This window comes from Sulfitobacter sp., assembly GCF_041552635.1.
Taxonomy (GTDB): Bacteria; Pseudomonadota; Alphaproteobacteria; order Rhodobacterales; family Rhodobacteraceae; genus Sulfitobacter.
The window spans coordinates 22,192-40,145 of sequence record NZ_JBFEKM010000004.1; the positions used below are offsets into that span (position 1 = coordinate 22,192).

18 protein-coding genes are annotated in these 17,954 nt (G+C 56.0%); 9 read left to right on the forward strand and 9 right to left on the reverse strand.

Annotated elements, in window-relative coordinates; all coding sequences use genetic code 11:
• Positions 1 to 48 precede the first annotated feature (48 nt).
• From ABYT07_RS00975 to ABYT07_RS00990, 4 genes are all read left to right on the forward strand, one after another.
• The gene (locus ABYT07_RS00975) at positions 49 to 1,272 is read left to right on the forward strand and encodes a M24 family metallopeptidase (protein WP_372988722.1); all 1,224 of its coding nucleotides are present in this window, start codon (positions 49 to 51) and stop codon (positions 1,270 to 1,272) included.
• A gap of 237 nt (positions 1,273 to 1,509) precedes the next feature.
• The gene (locus tag ABYT07_RS00980; protein WP_372988723.1) at positions 1,510 to 2,595 is read left to right on the forward strand and encodes a sensor histidine kinase; all 1,086 of its coding nucleotides are present in this window, start codon (positions 1,510 to 1,512) and stop codon (positions 2,593 to 2,595) included.
• 94 nt (positions 2,596 to 2,689) lie between these two features.
• Positions 2,690 to 2,956: a hypothetical protein gene (locus tag ABYT07_RS00985; RefSeq protein ID WP_372988724.1), complete on the forward strand. Its 267-nt coding sequence runs from the start codon at positions 2,690 to 2,692 to the stop codon at positions 2,954 to 2,956.
• 14 nt (positions 2,957 to 2,970) lie between these two features.
• Positions 2,971 to 3,594 carry a DUF1523 family protein gene (locus ABYT07_RS00990; RefSeq protein WP_372988726.1) on the forward strand — a complete coding sequence of 208 codons (624 nt, stop codon included), beginning with the start codon at positions 2,971 to 2,973 and terminating at the stop codon, positions 3,592 to 3,594.
• Positions 3,595 to 3,682: 88 nt separating this feature from the next.
• Here ABYT07_RS00990 and ABYT07_RS00995 read toward each other — a convergent pair whose 3' ends face one another.
• Positions 3,683 to 4,063, reverse strand: a complete 381-nt coding sequence (locus ABYT07_RS00995) for a histidine triad nucleotide-binding protein (RefSeq protein ID WP_372988727.1) — start codon at positions 4,061 to 4,063, stop codon at positions 3,683 to 3,685.
• Between the two features lie 9 nt (positions 4,064 to 4,072).
• Positions 4,073 to 5,650: a DUF5928 domain-containing protein gene (locus ABYT07_RS01000; RefSeq protein ID WP_372988729.1), complete on the reverse strand. Its 1,578-nt coding sequence runs from the start codon at positions 5,648 to 5,650 to the stop codon at positions 4,073 to 4,075.
• Between the two features lie 156 nt (positions 5,651 to 5,806).
• Between ABYT07_RS01000 and ABYT07_RS01005 the strand changes: the two genes are divergently transcribed.
• The gene (locus ABYT07_RS01005; protein ID WP_372988731.1) at positions 5,807 to 6,625 is read left to right on the forward strand and encodes a sulfotransferase family protein; all 819 of its coding nucleotides are present in this window, start codon (positions 5,807 to 5,809) and stop codon (positions 6,623 to 6,625) included.
• 35 nt (positions 6,626 to 6,660) lie between these two features.
• Here the strand turns inward: ABYT07_RS01005 and ABYT07_RS01010 are convergent, their stop codons facing one another.
• Entirely contained in the window at positions 6,661 to 7,350 is a 690-nt protein-coding gene (locus ABYT07_RS01010) for an SGNH/GDSL hydrolase family protein (RefSeq protein WP_372988733.1), read from the reverse strand.
• 161 nt (positions 7,351 to 7,511) lie between these two features.
• On the opposite strand from ABYT07_RS01010, the gene smpB reads away from it, so the two are divergent.
• The 3 genes from smpB to ABYT07_RS01025 all read left to right on the forward strand — a co-directional run bounded on the left by smpB (position 7,512) and on the right by ABYT07_RS01025 (position 10,142).
• Positions 7,512 to 8,000: an SsrA-binding protein SmpB gene (gene smpB, locus ABYT07_RS01015; RefSeq protein ID WP_372988735.1), complete on the forward strand. Its 489-nt coding sequence runs from the start codon at positions 7,512 to 7,514 to the stop codon at positions 7,998 to 8,000.
• Positions 8,001 to 8,103: 103 nt separating this feature from the next.
• Entirely contained in the window at positions 8,104 to 8,958 is an 855-nt protein-coding gene (gene sseA, locus ABYT07_RS01020) for a 3-mercaptopyruvate sulfurtransferase (RefSeq protein WP_372988737.1), read from the forward strand.
• Positions 8,958 to 10,142 (forward strand): aromatic amino acid transaminase, encoded by a 1,185-nt coding sequence (locus ABYT07_RS01025; protein ID WP_372988739.1) that lies wholly within the window; start codon positions 8,958 to 8,960, stop codon positions 10,140 to 10,142. The genes sseA and ABYT07_RS01025 overlap by 1 nt, the downstream gene beginning before the upstream one ends.
• Positions 10,143 to 10,289: 147 nt before the next feature.
• On the opposite strand, the gene ABYT07_RS01030 is transcribed toward ABYT07_RS01025, so the two are convergent.
• Together ABYT07_RS01030 and ABYT07_RS01035 are read right to left on the reverse strand one after the other, a co-directional pair.
• Complete coding sequence (locus tag ABYT07_RS01030; protein ID WP_372988741.1) at positions 10,290 to 11,591, reverse strand: ammonium transporter; 1,302 nt, start codon at positions 11,589 to 11,591, stop codon at positions 10,290 to 10,292.
• A 15-nt stretch (positions 11,592 to 11,606) separates the two neighbouring features.
• The gene (locus tag ABYT07_RS01035; protein WP_372988743.1) at positions 11,607 to 11,945 is read right to left on the reverse strand and encodes a P-II family nitrogen regulator; all 339 of its coding nucleotides are present in this window, start codon (positions 11,943 to 11,945) and stop codon (positions 11,607 to 11,609) included.
• A gap of 254 nt (positions 11,946 to 12,199) precedes the next feature.
• Here ABYT07_RS01035 and ABYT07_RS01040 point away from each other — a divergent pair, with 254 nt between their 5' ends.
• Positions 12,200 to 14,398 (forward strand): transglycosylase domain-containing protein, encoded by a 2,199-nt coding sequence (locus tag ABYT07_RS01040; protein WP_372988745.1) that lies wholly within the window; start codon positions 12,200 to 12,202, stop codon positions 14,396 to 14,398.
• A 112-nt stretch (positions 14,399 to 14,510) separates the two neighbouring features.
• On the opposite strand, the gene ABYT07_RS01045 is transcribed toward ABYT07_RS01040, so the two are convergent.
• From ABYT07_RS01045 to ABYT07_RS01060, 4 genes are all read right to left on the reverse strand, one after another.
• Positions 14,511 to 15,365: a YdiY family protein gene (locus tag ABYT07_RS01045; RefSeq protein ID WP_372988746.1), complete on the reverse strand. Its 855-nt coding sequence runs from the start codon at positions 15,363 to 15,365 to the stop codon at positions 14,511 to 14,513.
• A gap of 160 nt (positions 15,366 to 15,525) precedes the next feature.
• A complete protein-coding gene (locus ABYT07_RS01050) occupies positions 15,526 to 16,419 on the reverse strand; it encodes a LysR family transcriptional regulator (RefSeq protein ID WP_372988747.1) in 894 nt (297 codons plus the stop codon).
• A gap of 48 nt (positions 16,420 to 16,467) precedes the next feature.
• Complete coding sequence (locus ABYT07_RS01055) at positions 16,468 to 17,073, reverse strand: phospholipid-binding protein MlaC (protein ID WP_372988748.1); 606 nt, start codon at positions 17,071 to 17,073, stop codon at positions 16,468 to 16,470.
• Complete coding sequence (locus tag ABYT07_RS01060) at positions 17,051 to 17,941, reverse strand: VacJ family lipoprotein (protein ID WP_372988750.1); 891 nt, start codon at positions 17,939 to 17,941, stop codon at positions 17,051 to 17,053. The genes ABYT07_RS01055 and ABYT07_RS01060 overlap by 23 nt, the downstream gene beginning before the upstream one ends.
• Positions 17,942 to 17,954: the final 13 nt, after the last annotated feature.

A 17,954-nucleotide genomic window follows, 5' to 3' on the forward strand; every position in this document is an offset into this window, starting at 1 on the left:
GCCCTTGCGTCCTGAACGCCGGGACCTTTCTGAGAGGGAGGGTCTGATATGACCAACACATCCAAAATTATACGTCCCGATATGTACCGCTTTCACAATGGTGAAAAATCCCCGCTGCCGTTCGAGGCCGCGGAATACGAGGCGCGTCTGGAAGAATTGCGCGAACGGATGGACAGCGCTGGCGTGACCGCTGCCGTGTTCACGTCGATGCACAACATCGCGTATTATTCGGGGTTTCTGTATTGCGCTTTTGGCCGGCCCTACGGTCTGGTGGTAACGGAAACCGACTGCGTGACCATTTCGGCAGGCATTGATGCAGGCCAACCGTGGCGGCGCAGTTTTGCCGACAATATCACCTATACCGACTGGCAGCGCGACAACTATTGGCGGGCCGTCGCGTCCGTGACGGGCAAAGGGGTCGTGATCGGCTATGAGGGTGACCACCTGACCCTGATGCAACGCGACAAGCTGGAGGATTTTCTTGAGCCGGTTGTCATGGTCGATCTGTTCGAGACAACGATGCGCCAGCGGATGCACAAGTCAGAGGCCGAAATCGCCCTGATCCGCCAAGCGGCACAGGTTGCTGATGTGGGCGGTTATGCCATTCGCGACGCGGTCAAGGTCGGCGCACGCGAGATTGACATCGCCATGGCGGGCCGTGACGCGATGGAGCTTGAGATTGCCAAACGCTTTCCCGATGCTGAATACCGCGACACGTGGGTCTGGTTCCAGTCTGGCCTGAACACCGACGGCGCGCATAACCCTGTGACCGCGCGCCAGTTGGAACATGGCGATATCCTGTCGCTGAACACATTCCCGATGATCTCGGCCTATTATACCGCGCTTGAACGCACGATGTTTGCAGGCGAAGTGGACGCCGCCAGCCTCAAGATTTGGGAGGCCAACGTCGCCGCCCATGAATACGGGATGAGCCTGCTCAAGCCGGGCTCAAGCTGTGCGGATATCACCCACAAGATCAACGCGTTCTTCGAAGAACGCGACCTGCTGCAATACCGCACCTTTGGCTATGGCCATTCGTTTGGCGTGCTGTCGCATTACTATGGCCGCGAGGCCGGGCTGGAACTGCGCGAAGATATCGACACGGTGCTTGAACCCGGCATGGTCATCTCGATGGAGCCGATGTTGACCGTGGGAGAGGACCAGGCCGGTGCGGGGGGATACCGCGAGCATGATATTCTGGTCATCACAGAAGACGGAAACGATAACATTACCGGTTATCCGTTCGGCCCGGAATTCAACGTCGTCGGGTAATCTGGCGTAATACGACATCTACTCGGGCCGCTGGGACGGCCCGGGTTGGTTCCATTCACATATAATTTTGTTTTACCATACTGCGCGATCCACAGTTTCCGCCTAGTCAACCTTGCTCGGCCTTGCATATTGCTCGTTTTCAAATACTCAATGATACTGATAGACTGCCAGAATTATTTTTTTGCTGCTTATGCATTGGCGATTTTCAATATTACGAGCGAAAGTTGAGATCATTCCATGAAAGCTTCCTTGATCGAACAAGAGGAAATGCGCCTTGCGTTGTTGCGCGGCTATAACATCTTGGACACCGCACCCGAAGACGGCTTTGAAGAGATTACAAAGCTTGCGGCCGAAATCTGTGACGTCCCGATTTCGTTGATTTCCCTCGTTGACGAGGACCGGCAATGGTTCAAAGCCAAAGTCGGAATCGAAATACCGGGCAGCACAATTGAAAACAGCATTTGCGCGCATGCCATATCTGGCGATGACTATCTCGAAATCGGGGATACGTCCAAGGATGCTAGGACTGACACAAATGAATTTGTAACGGGGGACGATTCGATCCGCTTTTACGCGGGGGCGTTGCTGGAGGATGGCAATAACCTGCCCTTGGGCACACTGTGTGTGCTGGACAAGAAACCCCGCGAGCTGAACGATTTCCAACGCCGCGCATTGCAGACCTTGGCCAATCAGGCCATGCGGCAGATAGAACTGCGCAAGGCATTGGCGGATGCTGAAATCCTGCGAAAAGAGGTGGATCACCGCGTCAAGAATTCGCTGCAATCCCTTGAGGCATTGATCCGGCTGCAAGTGCGCAGCGAAAAATCGGCCGAAGCGCGGGCAGCGCTGGATGCTGTGCAGGGCAGACTTGCAACGATTAGCCGCCTTCACGAGGCTTTGTACCTGACAGATACGGGTGCTTCGGTGAATATTTCACCCTTTATCACAAAAGTCGTACAGTCGGCTCAAGAACAAATGCCGCATGGTGTGACTGTGAATTCCAAGCTTGAGAACTGCAACTTGCCGTCGCGGTCTGCCTCTTCGGTCGGTATGATCGTAAACGAGGCCATGGCGAACGCGTCCAAATATGCCTATCAGGACAGGAGACGCGGAACGTTCAGCGTGACCGGAAAGCATGAAGGCGGCTTTTATCACCTGAGCTGCATTGATGATGGCCCCGGTTTGCCGGACGGGTACAGCAATGACACCGGGCTTGGTATGCGCATCCTGATGGCTGCGGCGCAGCAGCTTGGGGGCGAAATGACCAGTCCCGCGCGCGAAATCGGGACGGAAATCAAGGTCGTCTGGCAGGTTGAGCCCTGAAGCCTTTCGGGTGGTCTGGTTGACGTGCATGGTGTCGTGGTAAGCGATTGCCGGGTTTCCTGAATAACAGAGCCACTCAGAGGGACTGAATCCGATGCTTGCACTTGTTGAATTGATCGTTGTCGGCTTTGTTTTCCTGAGCGTTATCTATGTTGGTTTGTCGATGTATTCGCGCAGGGTGCGCCGCGGCAAGCTGCGTCATAAATGGCAGAATGGCCCACGGGTTGTGGACATGGACAGTTTTGTGCGACGAGGGCTTGCGAAATATGACCGCTCAATCCGTCGCAAACTGATTTTGGGTGTCTATATAATACCGGTATGTGTGGTCATATTGATCATCTACCTGACGAATTTCAGCTGAAGGACACCGACGCTATGGGCATTATCAAATGGGTTTTCTGGGGCACGATCTGGGCGCTGGTTGCCGCATTTTTCCATTACACGCTGCCGCAGGTGGATATCGTCCGGATTACCGATACCTATGAAAAGCGCATCGATTTTGGCGAGAATTCGATTTTCTGGTCAAATGCGGACGTGGGTAACAACAATACTTTGGGCAATCGCGATGTGTTTTTCATCCAGACGCGCCGCGCCAAGGGCGATGTGATGGTTTACCGCAACGAAGACACTGGATGGGGCTGGCCGCCCTATTTCAAGTTCGATACGACAAATTTGCAGGCCGAAGCGTCTGACATGCGATCAGCGTCGGAAAACCCGCAGTATGTCGCGTTAAAGCACTATGGCTGGCGCAACGAATTCTTGTCGATTTTCCCCAACGCGATTTCTGTGCGCCCGGTCGCGGGTCCGGATGTGTCCAAGGGCATCCCGTTCCTGAACATTGCTATCCTGACGCTGGTTGCAGCCCTTTTTTATGCCATCTGGGTACGCTGGCGGCGGTTCAGGGCAAAGCGCATTGATCCGACGCTTGAGCGGATTGAAGACGATTTTGCAGAGAAACAGGGGAAGTTGTCCCGTTGGTGGGCGAGCCGGAGCGAGTAATGTTGTCGGAACTCTTGATAGAGTAGAGGGGGCGCTGCCCCCGCCCTGACGGGCCCCCCGGGATATTTAAAAGCCAGAGAAGACGAGATCAGTCCGCACGGGCGATCATGCGCCCCATGTTGCGGCCCCCAAGGATGTGGACATGCAGGTGCGGCACTTCTTGGACGCCATGCGCGCCTGCGTTCGAGATCATGCGGAACCCTTCGCCTTGTGTCAGGGTGACGCCTTCGGCTTTGCAGACTTCTGATATTGCGCGGATGTAGCCGATGATTTCCGCATCGGTGGCATCCGCTGCAAAGTGGTCAAAGCTGACATAGGGGCCTTTGGGGATCACCAACACATGGGTCGGTGCCTGAGGTTGGATGTCGCGGAAGGCCAGCGCATGTTCGGATTCATAGACCGTGTTGTTTGGGATTTCGCCGCGCAGGATTTTGGCAAAGATATTCTGATTGTCATAGTTGTAGGCCATGGGGTGTCCTTAGTCAGAAAACAGGTAATGAGTGCCTGCTATTTCCGCGGCTTTTTCGCTTGGAATTTGCAGGAATGCGGCAAGTGTTTCGGCATTCTCTTCGGTTGTCGCATTTTCGCGCATGCGCCCGTAGTGTTCAAATTGTGAATCGCGGATGCGGTCGGATTCAAACACCATATCATTGCGGATCGTCGGCAAAAGCCGTTCCAGCGTGTCTTCGGATGTTCGTTCCCCTGCGAGGCCCACGCGCATGGCGTGACCCACGAGATATTCATCGGTGAATTGGCATTCGACTTCTAGGATGCGCGTGACAGACCGGTCCGAGGCGAAGTCGTTCAGAAGGTCGATGTTGCCCGGATCCATGCACACGATCAGCCGGTCAGTATCATAGTAATCGAACAGCATTCGCATCAAGGCGCGGCGGTGACGGGTGCGTTTGCCAAGTGTGTTCTGGATGCCGCCCAAGTCGGGCAGGGGGGTGCTTTCTTCGTTGAAGAGGTATTCGATCGAGGGCAGGTTCGTTGTCTGGCGAATGCGTTCAAGCACGCGTTTGGCAACGTGCCATTTCTTGCAGATCACGATAAGCAGTTCGCGTTCGCGCCCTAGCGTGCTTTCGGTTTCCCAAAACCGCGTCGCAAACCGGCGGCCCATGCGCCCGCGCCCGCTGAGAAAGTTGAACAGGCTGCGGCCTTCGTTGCTGATCTGGAATTCGACGCCCTTGGCGGAATACAGCAGGCCAAGCCGGCGTTTGAGGTCCGTTGCCTCGCTGCTGATTTTTCGTGCGAACAGGTAGTCCTGTGCCAGCAGGAGATCATAGTGGTCGTTATAGAACGTTAGCGGCATGCCGTAATCGGTAAACATCAAAAAGGTCAGGGTCCGCGCGCGGATTTCGTCTTCGGCGACCAGATGGCGCACGATGGTCTGGAAAAAGGTTTCGTCCGGGATCCAGGTTGTCTTGAAGAACCGCATCACATCTTTGCGTTTCTTGGTGAATTCCAGCACGATTTCGATGGTCTGGCGGCGCAGGCACCACCATTGACTGCCGATCTGGATTTGAAGATCTTCGGGGATTTCGCGGGTCAGGCCAAGGCGTTTTTGCAGTTCGAACATCCAGTAAAAGCGGCGCTTTTGGGTGCGTTCGTTGAACCAGTGACGGTAGATCAGGCGTTCTTCTTTCCAGCCTGTCTTGATCCAGTCGCTTTCGTAATAATCAAAGCTTTCGATAAAATCGACGTCGTTTTCATCAAGGTAATTATGGGCATATTCCGCCGATTTGATCGCCATGCAATCGCCTGAAAGCATGTAGAAATGCGTGGCACGCGGAAACGCGTCAACTGCGCTTTCGACCGCATTCAGGGTTGCCTGCACCAGCGACCATTCCCCCCAGCCGCATTTGATCCGCTTGCGCGCGAAGGTCACGCTTGGATTATCGGCAAGCGCTTTGGAGATTTGCTGAAAATGTGCTTCGCTCGCCGAGGCGTCAAAGTGGATCGCCATATAGTCACCACAAGAGGTCAGCCGTTCCGCCTGCCGGATAATGGCAACGGGGTCTTTGTGACATAAAAGAATGTAGGCGATTTTTGCCATAGTCAGAAGACGCGCCCTTTGCACTGGATGAGTTTGATAGATAAAGATGATCAGCGATTGAATAAACCGCGAATATTTGCTTTTTTCACGGCGTGGCCATTCTGTTGCCATATATCATGGCATAAATGACATAAAAATTAGGAGGCCGTGCAGAAAATGGGTTTTCCAGGCACTTGGATGACGGAAAGTGAAAGCGTTGTGTACCGTGTGGTGCCCAAATGCGCGTGTTCGACCATTGGTCAGATCATGTTCTATTCCGATCACGGTGAATTCTTTGATGGCGATATCCACGACGCAAAGGCGGGGATGCATAAATGGGCGCTGGATGAATCGCAGGCACCGATCGCCGCGAATGTCCAAAACCACAGTTCTTATGCCTTTACCTGCGTGCGCAATCCCTACACGCGTGTGCTAAGTTCGTTTTTCGACAAGATTTGCGGGATTCAGCGCAACGGCAAGCGCTATCGCGGCAATCTGGTGCCGCTGTTGGTTCAGAAATACGGGATCGAAGTCGGCGGTGCCGATGGCAAGCAAGAGTTTGACCAGATCGCCAGTTTCCGCCGGTTTTTACTGTTTGCGCGTGATACCATCAGGTGGCGCAGGCCGATGGATCCGGACATCCACTGGTCGGCACAGGCGGGTCATGTCAGCACATTTATCGTGAATGGCGGCACCTACGACAAGATCGTTTGGACGGAGCAGTTCAACGATGGCATGCAAGATGTGCTGGATGCGATCAAAACCCCGCATCAGGTCCAACTGGCTGATATCCCACGCTTTAACGAATCCGAAGGGCACGGCCCCAAGCGCGCCCACCCGGTTGAGGATTACTTCGACGATCTGTCGATGCATCTGGTCCGCGAAATCTACAAGCGGGATTTTGATCTGTTCAAGTACGACTTTGATAACCCTGCCAACAAGATGCCCATCGCCGAGATTGATCTGGACGAGGTTCACGCAAAGCTGGGCGACTAGCTCTTCTGTGGCCTTCCGCAAAAAGCGCAGCAGGCTTACGGCTTGCCGCCATTTACGACATGGGCAATCCGTGCCGCTGCCGCCTTGCTGCCCTTGACCGACGGGTGAATCATATCGGCGGCGTGAAACGACCTGTCGCCGCTGGGCACCATGTCGGCGAGCGACACAAAGGTCACGCCTTTGTCGCGCTGCGCCATCACGGCAATCCGTGCCTCAAGCGCATCACCTTCGGCTTTGCAATGTTCGATTGGCGACCACGTGCCGGGGCTGCGCAAATAGCCGACATAGGCGACCTTGGCACCGGTATTGCGGACCTTTGATACCAGTTCGGGGATCTCTCCGCGCGTGCCATCCGGGCTGATCAGCTTGTTCATCCGACGCTTGCAGCGCATGCAGCCACATCCCAGCCACATGTCATTGCCACCGCCATTAATAACGACCCAATCCCACGGTCCGTCCCGATACTGCTTTGAGATTTTCATCCCCAGTGCGCCGGTAATAGGCATCATATAACGATAGCGCGCGCCGGTGACGGCCCTGCTCTTTACACGTGCGCCCAGAACCTTTTGCAGCTGGTTTGGCACGGCTTGCCCGGACAATGTGTGGGTCGTCATGAAAGAATCGCCCAAGACAAGAATGCGTAGCGGGTCTTTGGCCTGAGCTGTTGCCGCTGAAAATATGACGATGGCGGCTGCAACGGTGAATCGAGCAAAAAAGTGGCGCATTTGAGATCCCCTTGGTTAACGTCAATGAAATAAGGGGCAATTCTGGCTTTTTTGTGAAATTAGGTTCTCTGGGGGGAAACAGCGCAGCCTGATTGATGCGCAGACACAAACGATAGGCGGCCCATCTTGCACGCGGGGCCTGCGCGCCTTACATCCTGCGTATGTCACAGGTAAAATCATCTTCGAAGTCCGACCCGAATTATAAGGTCATTGCCGAAAACCGCCGCGCGCGGTTTGATTACGCGATCGAGGATGACGTGGAATGCGGCATCATCCTTGAGGGTTCCGAGGTGAAATCCCTGCGCAATGGCGGTGCGAACATCGCAGAAAGCTATGCTGCGGTAGAAGATGGTGAGCTATGGCTCGTTAACTCTTATGTCGCCCCGTATAGTCAGGCAAAAACCTTTACCCACGAAGAACGCCGCCGCCGCAAACTGCTGGTGTCAAAAAAGCAGCTGTCCAATTTGTGGAACGAAACCCAACGCAAAGGCATGACGCTGGTCCCGTTGGTGATGTATTTTAACCATCGCGGGATGGCCAAGATCAAAATCGGCATCGCCAAGGGTAAAAAGCTGCACGACAAGCGTGAAACCGCAGCCAAGCGTGACTGGTCGCGTCAAAAGCAACGGTTGCTCAAGGATCACGGCTAGACGACTGTCGGGGGCAATTTTGCCCCCAATACAGGTGCCAAACCCTTGCCTGCCCCCGCCTGCGCGGGTAGGCATGTGAAAACCTTTTCTAGAAGGGGCACCCATGGCCGACGACCCAAAAACGCTTGTTTCAACCGACTGGCTGGCGCAACACCTCAAAGATCCTGATCTGCGCTTGCTGGATGCCTCGTGGTATTTGCCTGACGCAGGGCGCGACCCCAAGGCGGAGTATAACGATACCCACATTCCGGGCGCGCGTTTCTTTGATATCGACGAAATTTCAGACGCACGGTCGGACCTGCCACACATGGCACCTCCGGCTGAAAAATTCATGTCGCGCATGCGGGCAATGGGGGTTGGCGACGGTCATCAGGTTGTCGTCTATGACGGTGCGGGTGTGCTGTCGTCCGCCCGTGTGTGGTGGTTGTTCAAGCTGATGGGGCAAGAAAACGTTGCCGTGCTGGATGGTGGTCTGCCCAAATGGGTCGCCGAAGGTCACCCGACCGAAGACATGCCCCCGATCCCGCGCGACCGTCACATGACCGTGCGGATGCAAAATCAACTTGTGCGCGACGTGACGCAGGTCGCCCAAGCGTCCAAGCTGCAAGACCCGCAAATCGTCGATGCCCGCGCCGCAGCCCGCTTTCGCGGAGAGGCACCAGAACCCCGTGAAGGTCTGCGCGCAGGTCACATTCCGGGATCGCGCAACCTGCCCTATGCTGAATTGTTGACCGCCGAGAACACGATGAAATCCGTGGATGACACCAAGGCCGCCTTTGAGGCTGCAGGCATTGACCTGTCGCGCCCTGTGATCACCACCTGCGGTTCGGGTATTACAGCCGCCATTCTGGCGCTGGCGCTGGAACGTATGGGCCATAAGCAGTGGTCACTCTATGATGGATCTTGGGCGGAATGGGGCATGTTCCCCACAGTGCCCGTTGCGACCGGAGACGCATAATGTTCGAAACCCTCAAGGCGCAGCCCGCCGATAACATCCTTGCCTTGATGCAGATGTACAAGGACGATCCTCGCGACACCAAGATCGACCTTGGCGTCGGCGTCTACAAGGACGCCACGGGCCTGACCCCGATCATGCGCGCCGTTAAATCGGCGGAACACCAACTGTGGGAAACCCAAAACAGCAAGTCCTATACCGGCCTTGCAGGCGATCCGGCCTTCGGTGATGCGCTGGTCAATCTGGTGTTGGGCGACGCCGTTCCCCGCGCCAATGTCGCTGCCGCCGCGACCCCCGGTGGTACAGGCGCTGTGCGCCAGGCGTTTGAAATGGTCCAGATGGCCCGGCCCGATGCACGGGTGTTCGTGTCTGATCCAACTTGGCCAAACCACCTGTCGATCCTGAAATACCTTGGCATGACCATCGTGCCCTACCGTTATTTTGACGAAGAAACCCGTGGCGTGGATTTTGACGGCATGGCTGCCGATCTCAAGACCGCACAAAAGGGTGACGTGATCCTATTGCACGGTTGCTGTCACAACCCGACAGGGGCGAATTTGAACGCGACCCAGTGGGACGCTGTGATCAAGATCCTGCAAGACACCGGTGCGACCCCGATGGTAGACATCGCCTACCAAGGTTTTGGCGACGGCCTAGACGCTGACGCCGCGGCCACCCGCAAGATCGCGGCGTCGGTGCCCGAATGCCTGATCGCGGCGAGCTGTTCCAAGAACTTCGGCATCTACCGCGAACGCACCGGCATGCTGATGGCGGTGTCATCAGATGGATCGGCGCAGAAACTGAACCAAGGGACACTGGCCTACCTTAACCGCCAGAACTTTAGCTTTCCGCCGGACCACGGCGCGCGGTTGGTGACGATGATCCTGAACGACGATGCCCTGCGCACCGACTGGATGGCCGAACTCGAAGACATCCGCAACGCCATGCTGGGCTTGCGCAGCCAGCTTGCCAGCGAATTGCAGCGGCTTTCGGGCTCTGACCGTTTCGGCTTTATCGCCGAACACAGGGGCATGTTCTCGCGCCTTGGCACCACCCCTGAAATGGTCGCCAAGCTGCGCGATGATCATGGCATCTATATGGTGGGCGACAGTCGTATGAATATCGCAGGTTTGAACGCTCAGACGGTTCCTATCCTCGCCAAAGCCATCATCGACGTGGGCATCTAACCCCCACCTTCACCCTTTATTAAGTGCTCAAAACCGCATCGCTTCCCCAAGCGCTGCGGTTTTTTCATGTGCCGCGCAAAACCTTCAGGCACAAAAAAAACCCGGGCGCAAACGCCCGGGTCTCAGCCTGTTTAAGAGGCCTGTGTTTTAGCTCTTCGAGAACTCTGGATAGGCTTCCATACCCAGCTCGGATACGTCCAGACCGGCAATCTCTGCCTCTTGGCTGACACGGATACCCACGGTCACCTTGAGGATCGTCCAGACGATCGCCGACACGATAAAGACGAAGGCACCGATGGACGCAAAGCCGATGATCTGTGTCACAAAGGATGTGTCTTCGGTATAGACTGGAACAACCAATGTACCCCAGAAGCCGGCGATCAGGTGAACAGGGATCGCACCCACAACGTCGTCAATCTTGAGTTTGTCGAGGAATGGAACCGCGAACACCACGATCACACCGCCAACAGCACCGATCCAAAGCGCACCGAACAACGTTGGGTCAAGCGGACCCGCAGTGATCGAAACCAGACCCGCCAAAGCGCCGTTCAGCAGCATGGTAAGGTCGATCTTTTTGTACAGGATCTGCGTCAGGATCATCGCGGCAACAGCACCACCGGCAGCTGCCATGTTGGTGTTGGCAAAGATCTGCGCGACAGCATCGGCGTCGATCATCGAGCCCATTGCCAGTTGCGAGCCACCGTTAAAGCCGAACCAACCCAGCCACAGGATAAACGTACCCAGTGTGGCAAGCGGCAAGTTCGAACCCTGCATCGGGATAACACGACCGTCTTTGTATTTGCCGATACGCGGCCCAAGGATCAGGGCACCGGCAAGGGCGGCAAAACCACCAGCAGCATGCACCAGAGTGGAGCCAGCAAAGTCAGAGAAGCCTGCTTCGGACAACCAGCCTGCGCCCCACTGCCAGCTTGCTTCGATCGGATAGATAAAGCCTGTCAGGATGACGGTGAAAATCAGGAACGGCCACAGTTTGACACGCTCGGCCAAGGTGCCCGAAACGATGGACGCAGTGGTCGCACAGAACATCAACTGAAAGAAGAAGTCGGAAGCGTTGGAATAGCCGCCCGCATCAATCGCCGTCTTGATGTCTTTGGTTGCAAAGGTGCCAAACACACCCGAGATGATCCACGCATCGCCCGGATACATGATGTTATAGCCAACCAGCCAGTACATGATGGCGGCCAGCGCGAACAATGCGATGTTCTTGGTCAGCTGTGTTGTGACGTTCTTGGAGCGAACCAAACCGGCTTCAAGCATGGCGAAACCAGCGGCCATCCAGAACACCAAGAAACCACCGATCAAGAACAACAGTGTGTTAAAGATGAATGCCGTCTCTGACGCGCTCGCGAATTCTGCATCTTGTGCCAACGCGAACGTCGGCAGCAGTGCTGCAGCGACGGCGGTTGGAATGATATATTTTTTGTTCATCATTTCGTCCCTAAATTAGATTGCGTCTTCGCCGGTTTCACCAGTGCGCACACGCACCGCCTGTTCGACATCAAGCACAAAGATCTTGCCGTCACCGATCTTGCCGGTGTGTGCTGTGCGTGTGATCGTTTCGACCATCTGGTCTGCCTGCGCATCTGCGACGACCAGCTCAAGTTTGACCTTGGGCACAAAGTTGACGACATATTCTGCGCCGCGATAAATTTCTGTGTGACCGGACTGGGCACCAAAGCCCTTGATCTCTGTCACCATCAGTCCGCGCACGCCCGCTTCGGTCAACGCTTCGCGCACCTCTTCGAGCTTGAATGGCTTGATTGTTGCAATGATGAGTTTCACCTATTATCCCTCTTTTGCCTGCAGGCCTCCCCTGCGTTATGCCTTGCAGGAAAGCGGAAATCTGATCGGTTTAGAAAGACCTGACTGCCCATCGGTTAAGCTTAGTGGGGCTTCGATGCTTAAAAGATGTGCATAAAATGATTTATGATTAAAAATTAGGCGTAAAATTGACGTGACCGCAGAGGGTCTGCGCTAAACAATCCGCAGCAGGCAAGATAGAGTCGTAAAAAAAGAGCGGTCGAGCGAGTAGCAAAATGAGTGATTCACCCAAGCGAAAGCGGCCACTGGTCGCTGACAAGCGTACTTCTGGTAAAGCGTCGGGCGCAGCCAAAAAAGCACCTGCAAAAAAGGCACCTGCCAGACGCAAGCCGGCCCGCAAATCCGCCCCGCGCAGGGGCGGTCCAATCGGCTGGCTTAGTGCATTGGTGCGTTGGGCGATGCGCCTGATCTGGGTCATTACTTGGCGTGTGACGGTTGTCGCGATGCTGATGCTGGCGGTTGCAGTGGGCTATTTCTATACCACGCTTCCACCGCTCGAGGCCTTGCTGGATGGTCGCGCGCGCGGGTCTGTGACCATGCTGGACCGCAATGGCGAAGTCTTTGCGTGGCGCGGTGACCAGTTTGGCGGCGTAGTGACGGCCACCAGCGTGTCCCCGCATCTGAAAAACGCGGTGATCGCGACCGAAGACAAGCGGTTCTACCAACATTTCGGGGTCAGCCCGCGGGGCGTTGCGTCAGCCGTGCGGATCAACCTGTCAGAAGGGCGCGGGCCTTTGTCGGGCCATGGCGGTTCTACGATTACCCAGCAGGTGGCCAAGCTGCTGTGTCTGGGCGAACCCTTTGATGCGACATCAGGGCAGACGGAAAAGGAATACGAGGCGGAGTGTCGTCGGTCATCTCTCAAGCGCAAAGCCAAAGAGGCCGTGTATTCCATGGCGATGGAGGCGAAATACTCCAAGGATGATATCCTGTCGATCTATCTGAACCGCGCCTATATGGGCGGCGGTGCCTTTGGGGCCGAAGCCGCCGCGCAGCGTTTCTTTGGCAAGCCCGCATCCGCATTGAAACCTGCCGAGGGCGCGATGCTGGCCGGATTGCTGACAGCGCCGACGACACTTTCGCCGACCAACAATCTGGACCGTTCGCAAAATCGCGCCGCGACCGTGATCCGTCTGATGCGCGATCAGGGCTATCTGTCTCAGGCCGAAGCGGACACGGCGATCAACAACCCCGCTGAACTGTCCGAGGCAGCCGAGGCCAAGGCGGGCGGCTATTTCGCGGATTGGGTCATGTCGTCGGGGCCCGAATTCTTTACCCGCAACACGACCGAAGACGTGATTATCAAAACCACTTTGGATCAACGTATTCAGCGCGCCGCCGAAGACGGGTTGAACTGGGTGTTCGACAACAAGGTGCGCGCCGGCTCCAAGGCGCAGGCCGCTGTGGTGATCATGTCTGCGGACGGTGCCGTGCGCGGCATGGTGGGTGGGCGCAAGACCAATGTTGCGGGTGCCTTTAACCGCGCATCCCAAGCGATGCGTCAGACGGGGTCGGCGTTCAAGCCGTTCATCTATGCGGCGGCCCTTGATCTGGGGTATTCGCCAAACGACCTGATTGAGGACGCGCCTTATTGCCTTGATATTCCGGGGTCGGGTCAATGGTGCCCCAAGAACTATACCAATAGTTTCAAAGGGAATGTGACCCTGACGACAGCGCTTAAGGATTCTCTGAATATTCCGGCGGTGAAAGTTTCCGAAAGCGTCGGCCGCGAGGTTGTCAGTCAGGTGGCAACGATGTTCGGCATCAAAAGCGATCTGGCCGCAGGTCCGGCACTGGCGCTTGGGGCGTCGGAAAGCACGCTGATCGAAATGACGGGTGCGTATGCAGGCATTCTGAACGGCGGGTCGTCGGTAAAGCCTTACGGGCTAATTAACCTGACCTTGCAGGGCGATACGGAACCCCTGATGGGCACCAGCGGCGGGATCGGTGAACGGGTGATCCAGGAAGATGCAGCACTGCAACTGGTGTATATGATGGAAAAGGTCGTCTCGGAGGGGACGGGCGGGCGTGCAAAGTTTGGCGGCCGCGAACTGGCCGGCAAGACGGGTACGACCCAAGCCAATCGCGATGCGTGGTTCATTGGCTTTTCAGCCGATTACGTCGCCGGTGTCTGGATGGGGTATGATGACAACACACCGTTGACGGGGGTGTCTGGCGGCGGTTTGCCCACTGAAATCTGGCACGAGGTCATGGTCCGTGTGCACGAAGGCATGCCCAACAGGCCGCTGCCCATGATCATACCAGCGCCTGCGGTCGTCGAAGCGCCGCCCGTTCAACAACAAAATGTACCCATCCGCCGGCAGGACCCGGTCAGCCTGATTGATCAGGTCTTGCGGGATATCTTTGGGGGCGGATCATCTCAAGGGAATGGCGGACGCACCGGAGACCGCTAAACCCCACCGTGTGAAACGAAAAAAGGGAGACTGGGTTAAACCAGTCTCCCTTTCGTATCAGGCCGAATGCGGTCCGAGGTAAAAACCCGCCCTTGGCCTTTTACTGTTAGTCTTAGAAGCCAAGGATCAAGGACAGACCCAGCGTGTTGTCGGTGGATTTCAACCCGCCAACCGGATCGGTGTTGTAGTCGGTCCGGTAGCTAACACGTGTCGACAGGTTGTCGGACATCTTGTAGTTCACGCCAGCGTCGTTCGACACAACGGTGTTCACTTTCGAGCTGACAACATCTGTGTCCATGGTGAACGAAATGGTGTCGTTGAACGCATAGTAGTAACGCGACGAAGCGATCGCACCGACTTCGGTTTCAGAAGTGCCGGTCTGATCCTTGAAGTAACGCACACCGGGGCCCGCTTGAACGCGCCATGTGTGGCCTTCTTTGTTGATCGCACGGTAACCGGGACCAAAGCCCAAGAACGCATCGGTTTCCGACCCGTTGATCTGTGCGCCTGTGTTGTCTGTCAGATAGCCATCATACTGATAGCGGGCCAGACCAAACGCATAGAATTCGTCGGTGAAATAGCGGCTGCCTTCGTAGGTACCAAAGAACTTCTCTTCGTTCTTTTGACCATTTGCTTCGCCATATTCTACGGCGAAACCAACCAGGTGGTTCCATGCGCCGACGCCGTATGTCAGGCGGCCAGCACCTGATACTTCGCCGTTGTCAGTGTTGCCGCTTGTGCCGGATGCGGACAAGGCGAACGTACCGCCCCAGCCTTGTGCGACACCGTTGGGGCCGTAACGCTCTGCGTCAGTGCCGCGGGCCAGATCTGTTTGAACGTCATCATTGATGTCGTCGATCTGGTCGTTCAGCGTTTCAAGGCCAAGAGCACGCTGTTGCGCGAAAACCGGGGCGGCAGCCATCAGTGCGATTGCGGAAGCCGCCGAAAATTTAAGAACTGTATTCATTGGGGAATCCTTTCCCTTAGAAGTGATCCGACCCGGGGAGAGGGCCGAAAGCATCTCTGCTGAGGAGGATGTAATATAGGGGCTTACATAAGGAAAATTACAAAAACTTGACCATAAAACGACTATTAATCGTTTGAAATTCAGAAAGCATGACAGGTCGTCACTCTTCGTCGTCCATCAGTTTCTCGATCAGGATATGTTGTTCGTTTTCAGCCGCTTGGGCGATGTCGATCAAAGTGCGGCGGGCAACGGACAAAAGTTCGGGTTCCAAATCCTCGCGCCAAACCACCCATGCGGGGTATGGAAAACGTGGCGCATCCGCAACAACCTGTAGTCTTCCTTGATCTAGATATCGCTGCGCAGACCGGGCCGGAAGATACCCTGCCGCACGTCGGTTCACGATATAGTCGCCAACCAGCCCGCCCAGCGACAAGGCTCTGCCCGCATTGGTCAAATGGGGCAGGGCAGTGGCATGCATATGGGTGAATTCGGGGCCCCAATCGACAAAGACATATTCGGGGCCGAGGTCTTTCAGCTCAACATCAAAGGACGCAACAAGGATCAGTTCTTCGTCAATAACGTGCTCGACCATCAGGCCGGGGCGCAGTTGCGGGGTATAAAGGAGCGCGGCCTGAATGACGCCTTCGATCAAAAACCGCGTCAAGCGGTCAGACATCCCCATTTCGGCGCGCACGCTCAGATCGGGCAGGGCGGTTTGCAAGCTGTCGATCCAGCGAAACCCCAGCCTGTGCCACAGCGAATATTGCGCGCCAAAAGAAAAGCTGCGGCTATAGCCTTCGGGGATGGCGATCTGCTGGCGTGCTTCTTCCCATATTTTCAACAGGCTCAGGGCATAGTGAATGAACTGTTCGCCCTCGGGTGTCAGCACCGCCCCGGCTTTTGACCGTTTAAACAGCGCGTGCCCCAAGCTGTCCTCAAGCCGCTGAACGCGCAAGCTGACTGCCGATTGGGTGACAAACAGCCTTTCGGACGCCGCAACAAAAGAGCCGGAGTTCGCGACTTCGATAAAGGTCTTGATCAGGGTTATGTCCATGAGGCGATCATGGCCTTGGCGCGCACCGATGCCAAGGCGGCGTTTGGGTCAGCCCGCGTTTTTCAAGTCCAGCGTTGCTGCATCCAGATCACCGCCGCGCCGGTCCAGCATCGACCCGATTTCGCTCCGCTCGGTCAGCAGCAGGTTCACGCCCTCAAGGAACATATTGAAAAATTGCAGCTCGCCGGATTTATCGGACACCAGAAAGATCACCTCGATCGGGTTTTCACCCTTGAGATAGGCAGTGGTCTTGATCTCGAAGCCCGGTTTGATCTTGCGCGCGCCCTCAACCTCGATGCGCCCGCCGATGAACTGGCGAAACCGCTTGCCGTATTTCTGGGCGATATAGCTGCCAAAGGTATCGCTGAACGCGGCCTTTTGCGTTGGGCTGGCACTGCGTCCGTCGACCCCTAGCGCGTATTGCGCCATGATCTGCACATCGGCATATTGCCCGAACAATGCTTCGAACTGACGGATCATCGCGGGCTCGGACCCGCCTGAATCTATGACCTGATAGATGTCCTTGATCAGCCGCTGAATAAACGCAGTCGCATCGCCTTGCGTCACCGCCATCGCCGAGCGCGCAAAACCGAGCGAGAAGACGCCCCCGACAAAGAGACGTCTGCTGATATTATTGGGCGTAGGGGTCATCATATACCGCTGCTGCGCCCGTGCGTTGCGACAATTCATACCGGCGCTTTTGCAGATAGATCAGCCGCGCTTGGGCATAGCTGTCTGTGCTGCCATCCAGAACATCGCTGATCACTTCGCTGCGACGGCTGTTCTTGAATACACGGTCGGCAAATCCGGTCACCGGGGCCACATAGCTGTCGGGGCTTTCAAGCTTGTAAGACAGTGGATTGGTGAACACATCCACGATTCTACCGGCCACATCCCGTCGGGTCGAAGGGCCAATAACCGGCAGTTCATAATAGGGGCCTTCACCAACGCCCCAGACATACAGCGTTTCGCCGAAATCAGTATCGTGCTCGGGGACTTTGAATTCGCTGGCAGCATCAATGATACCGCCGATCCCGAGGACCGAATTCACCATGAAACGCGTGCTAGCCAAAGTAAAACCGGTCACGTCGCCCTGCAGGGCTGAATTCACGGCAACCTGCGGCATCGACAGGTTTTCAGAGATGTTGTGGATCACGGTTTGAAATTCGATCGGTACGGCCTTGGCCAACCCGCCGCCGTTGCCCGACCGGGCAAGCTTTTTGTTAAAGTTGTGCACCTTGCGGTTCGACTGTTCATGCGGGTCATTGATGCCCGTCGGCTGAACGCGTGCGGCACCGCTGCAAGCAGCTAGCCCAGCGGCCAGCACAAGGCCGGTCACGCTGCGGAAAATCGTTTTGGAAAAGTTCGACGGCATCATTACAGCGTCCTCATCGAGGGAAAACAGGTTCGGAGCGTTATGGGCGTTGCCAGCAAGATAATCAACTGATGTTTCCTTGCGCGTGCGACGTGAAAACGCGCAGAAAAATCCGGCGGCGATGCCCCCTTTCCGTTTGGGTAACACAGCGTTATCGTTG

Coding starts and splice junctions, on each gene's coding strand:
- ABYT07_RS00975 (WP_372988722.1), top strand. CDS start 49: ATGACCAACACATCCAAAATTATACGTCCCGATATGTACCGCTTTCAC.
- ABYT07_RS00980 (WP_372988723.1), top strand. CDS start 1,510: ATGAAAGCTTCCTTGATCGAACAAGAGGAAATGCGCCTTGCGTTGTTG.
- ABYT07_RS00985 (WP_372988724.1), top strand. CDS start 2,690: ATGCTTGCACTTGTTGAATTGATCGTTGTCGGCTTTGTTTTCCTGAGC.
- ABYT07_RS00990 (WP_372988726.1), top strand. CDS start 2,971: ATGGGCATTATCAAATGGGTTTTCTGGGGCACGATCTGGGCGCTGGTT.
- ABYT07_RS00995 (WP_372988727.1), bottom strand. CDS start 4,063: ATGGCCTACAACTATGACAATCAGAATATCTTTGCCAAAATCCTGCGC.
- ABYT07_RS01000 (WP_372988729.1), bottom strand. CDS start 5,650: ATGGCAAAAATCGCCTACATTCTTTTATGTCACAAAGACCCCGTTGCC.
- ABYT07_RS01005 (WP_372988731.1), top strand. CDS start 5,807: ATGGGTTTTCCAGGCACTTGGATGACGGAAAGTGAAAGCGTTGTGTAC.
- ABYT07_RS01010 (WP_372988733.1), bottom strand. CDS start 7,350: ATGCGCCACTTTTTTGCTCGATTCACCGTTGCAGCCGCCATCGTCATA.
- smpB (WP_372988735.1), top strand. CDS start 7,512: ATGTCACAGGTAAAATCATCTTCGAAGTCCGACCCGAATTATAAGGTC.
- sseA (WP_372988737.1), top strand. CDS start 8,104: ATGGCCGACGACCCAAAAACGCTTGTTTCAACCGACTGGCTGGCGCAA.
- ABYT07_RS01025 (WP_372988739.1), top strand. CDS start 8,958: ATGTTCGAAACCCTCAAGGCGCAGCCCGCCGATAACATCCTTGCCTTG.
- ABYT07_RS01030 (WP_372988741.1), bottom strand. CDS start 11,591: ATGAACAAAAAATATATCATTCCAACCGCCGTCGCTGCAGCACTGCTG.
- ABYT07_RS01040 (WP_372988745.1), top strand. CDS start 12,200: ATGAGTGATTCACCCAAGCGAAAGCGGCCACTGGTCGCTGACAAGCGT.
- ABYT07_RS01045 (WP_372988746.1), bottom strand. CDS start 15,365: ATGAATACAGTTCTTAAATTTTCGGCGGCTTCCGCAATCGCACTGATG.
- ABYT07_RS01050 (WP_372988747.1), bottom strand. CDS start 16,419: ATGGACATAACCCTGATCAAGACCTTTATCGAAGTCGCGAACTCCGGC.
- ABYT07_RS01055 (WP_372988748.1), bottom strand. CDS start 17,073: ATGATGACCCCTACGCCCAATAATATCAGCAGACGTCTCTTTGTCGGG.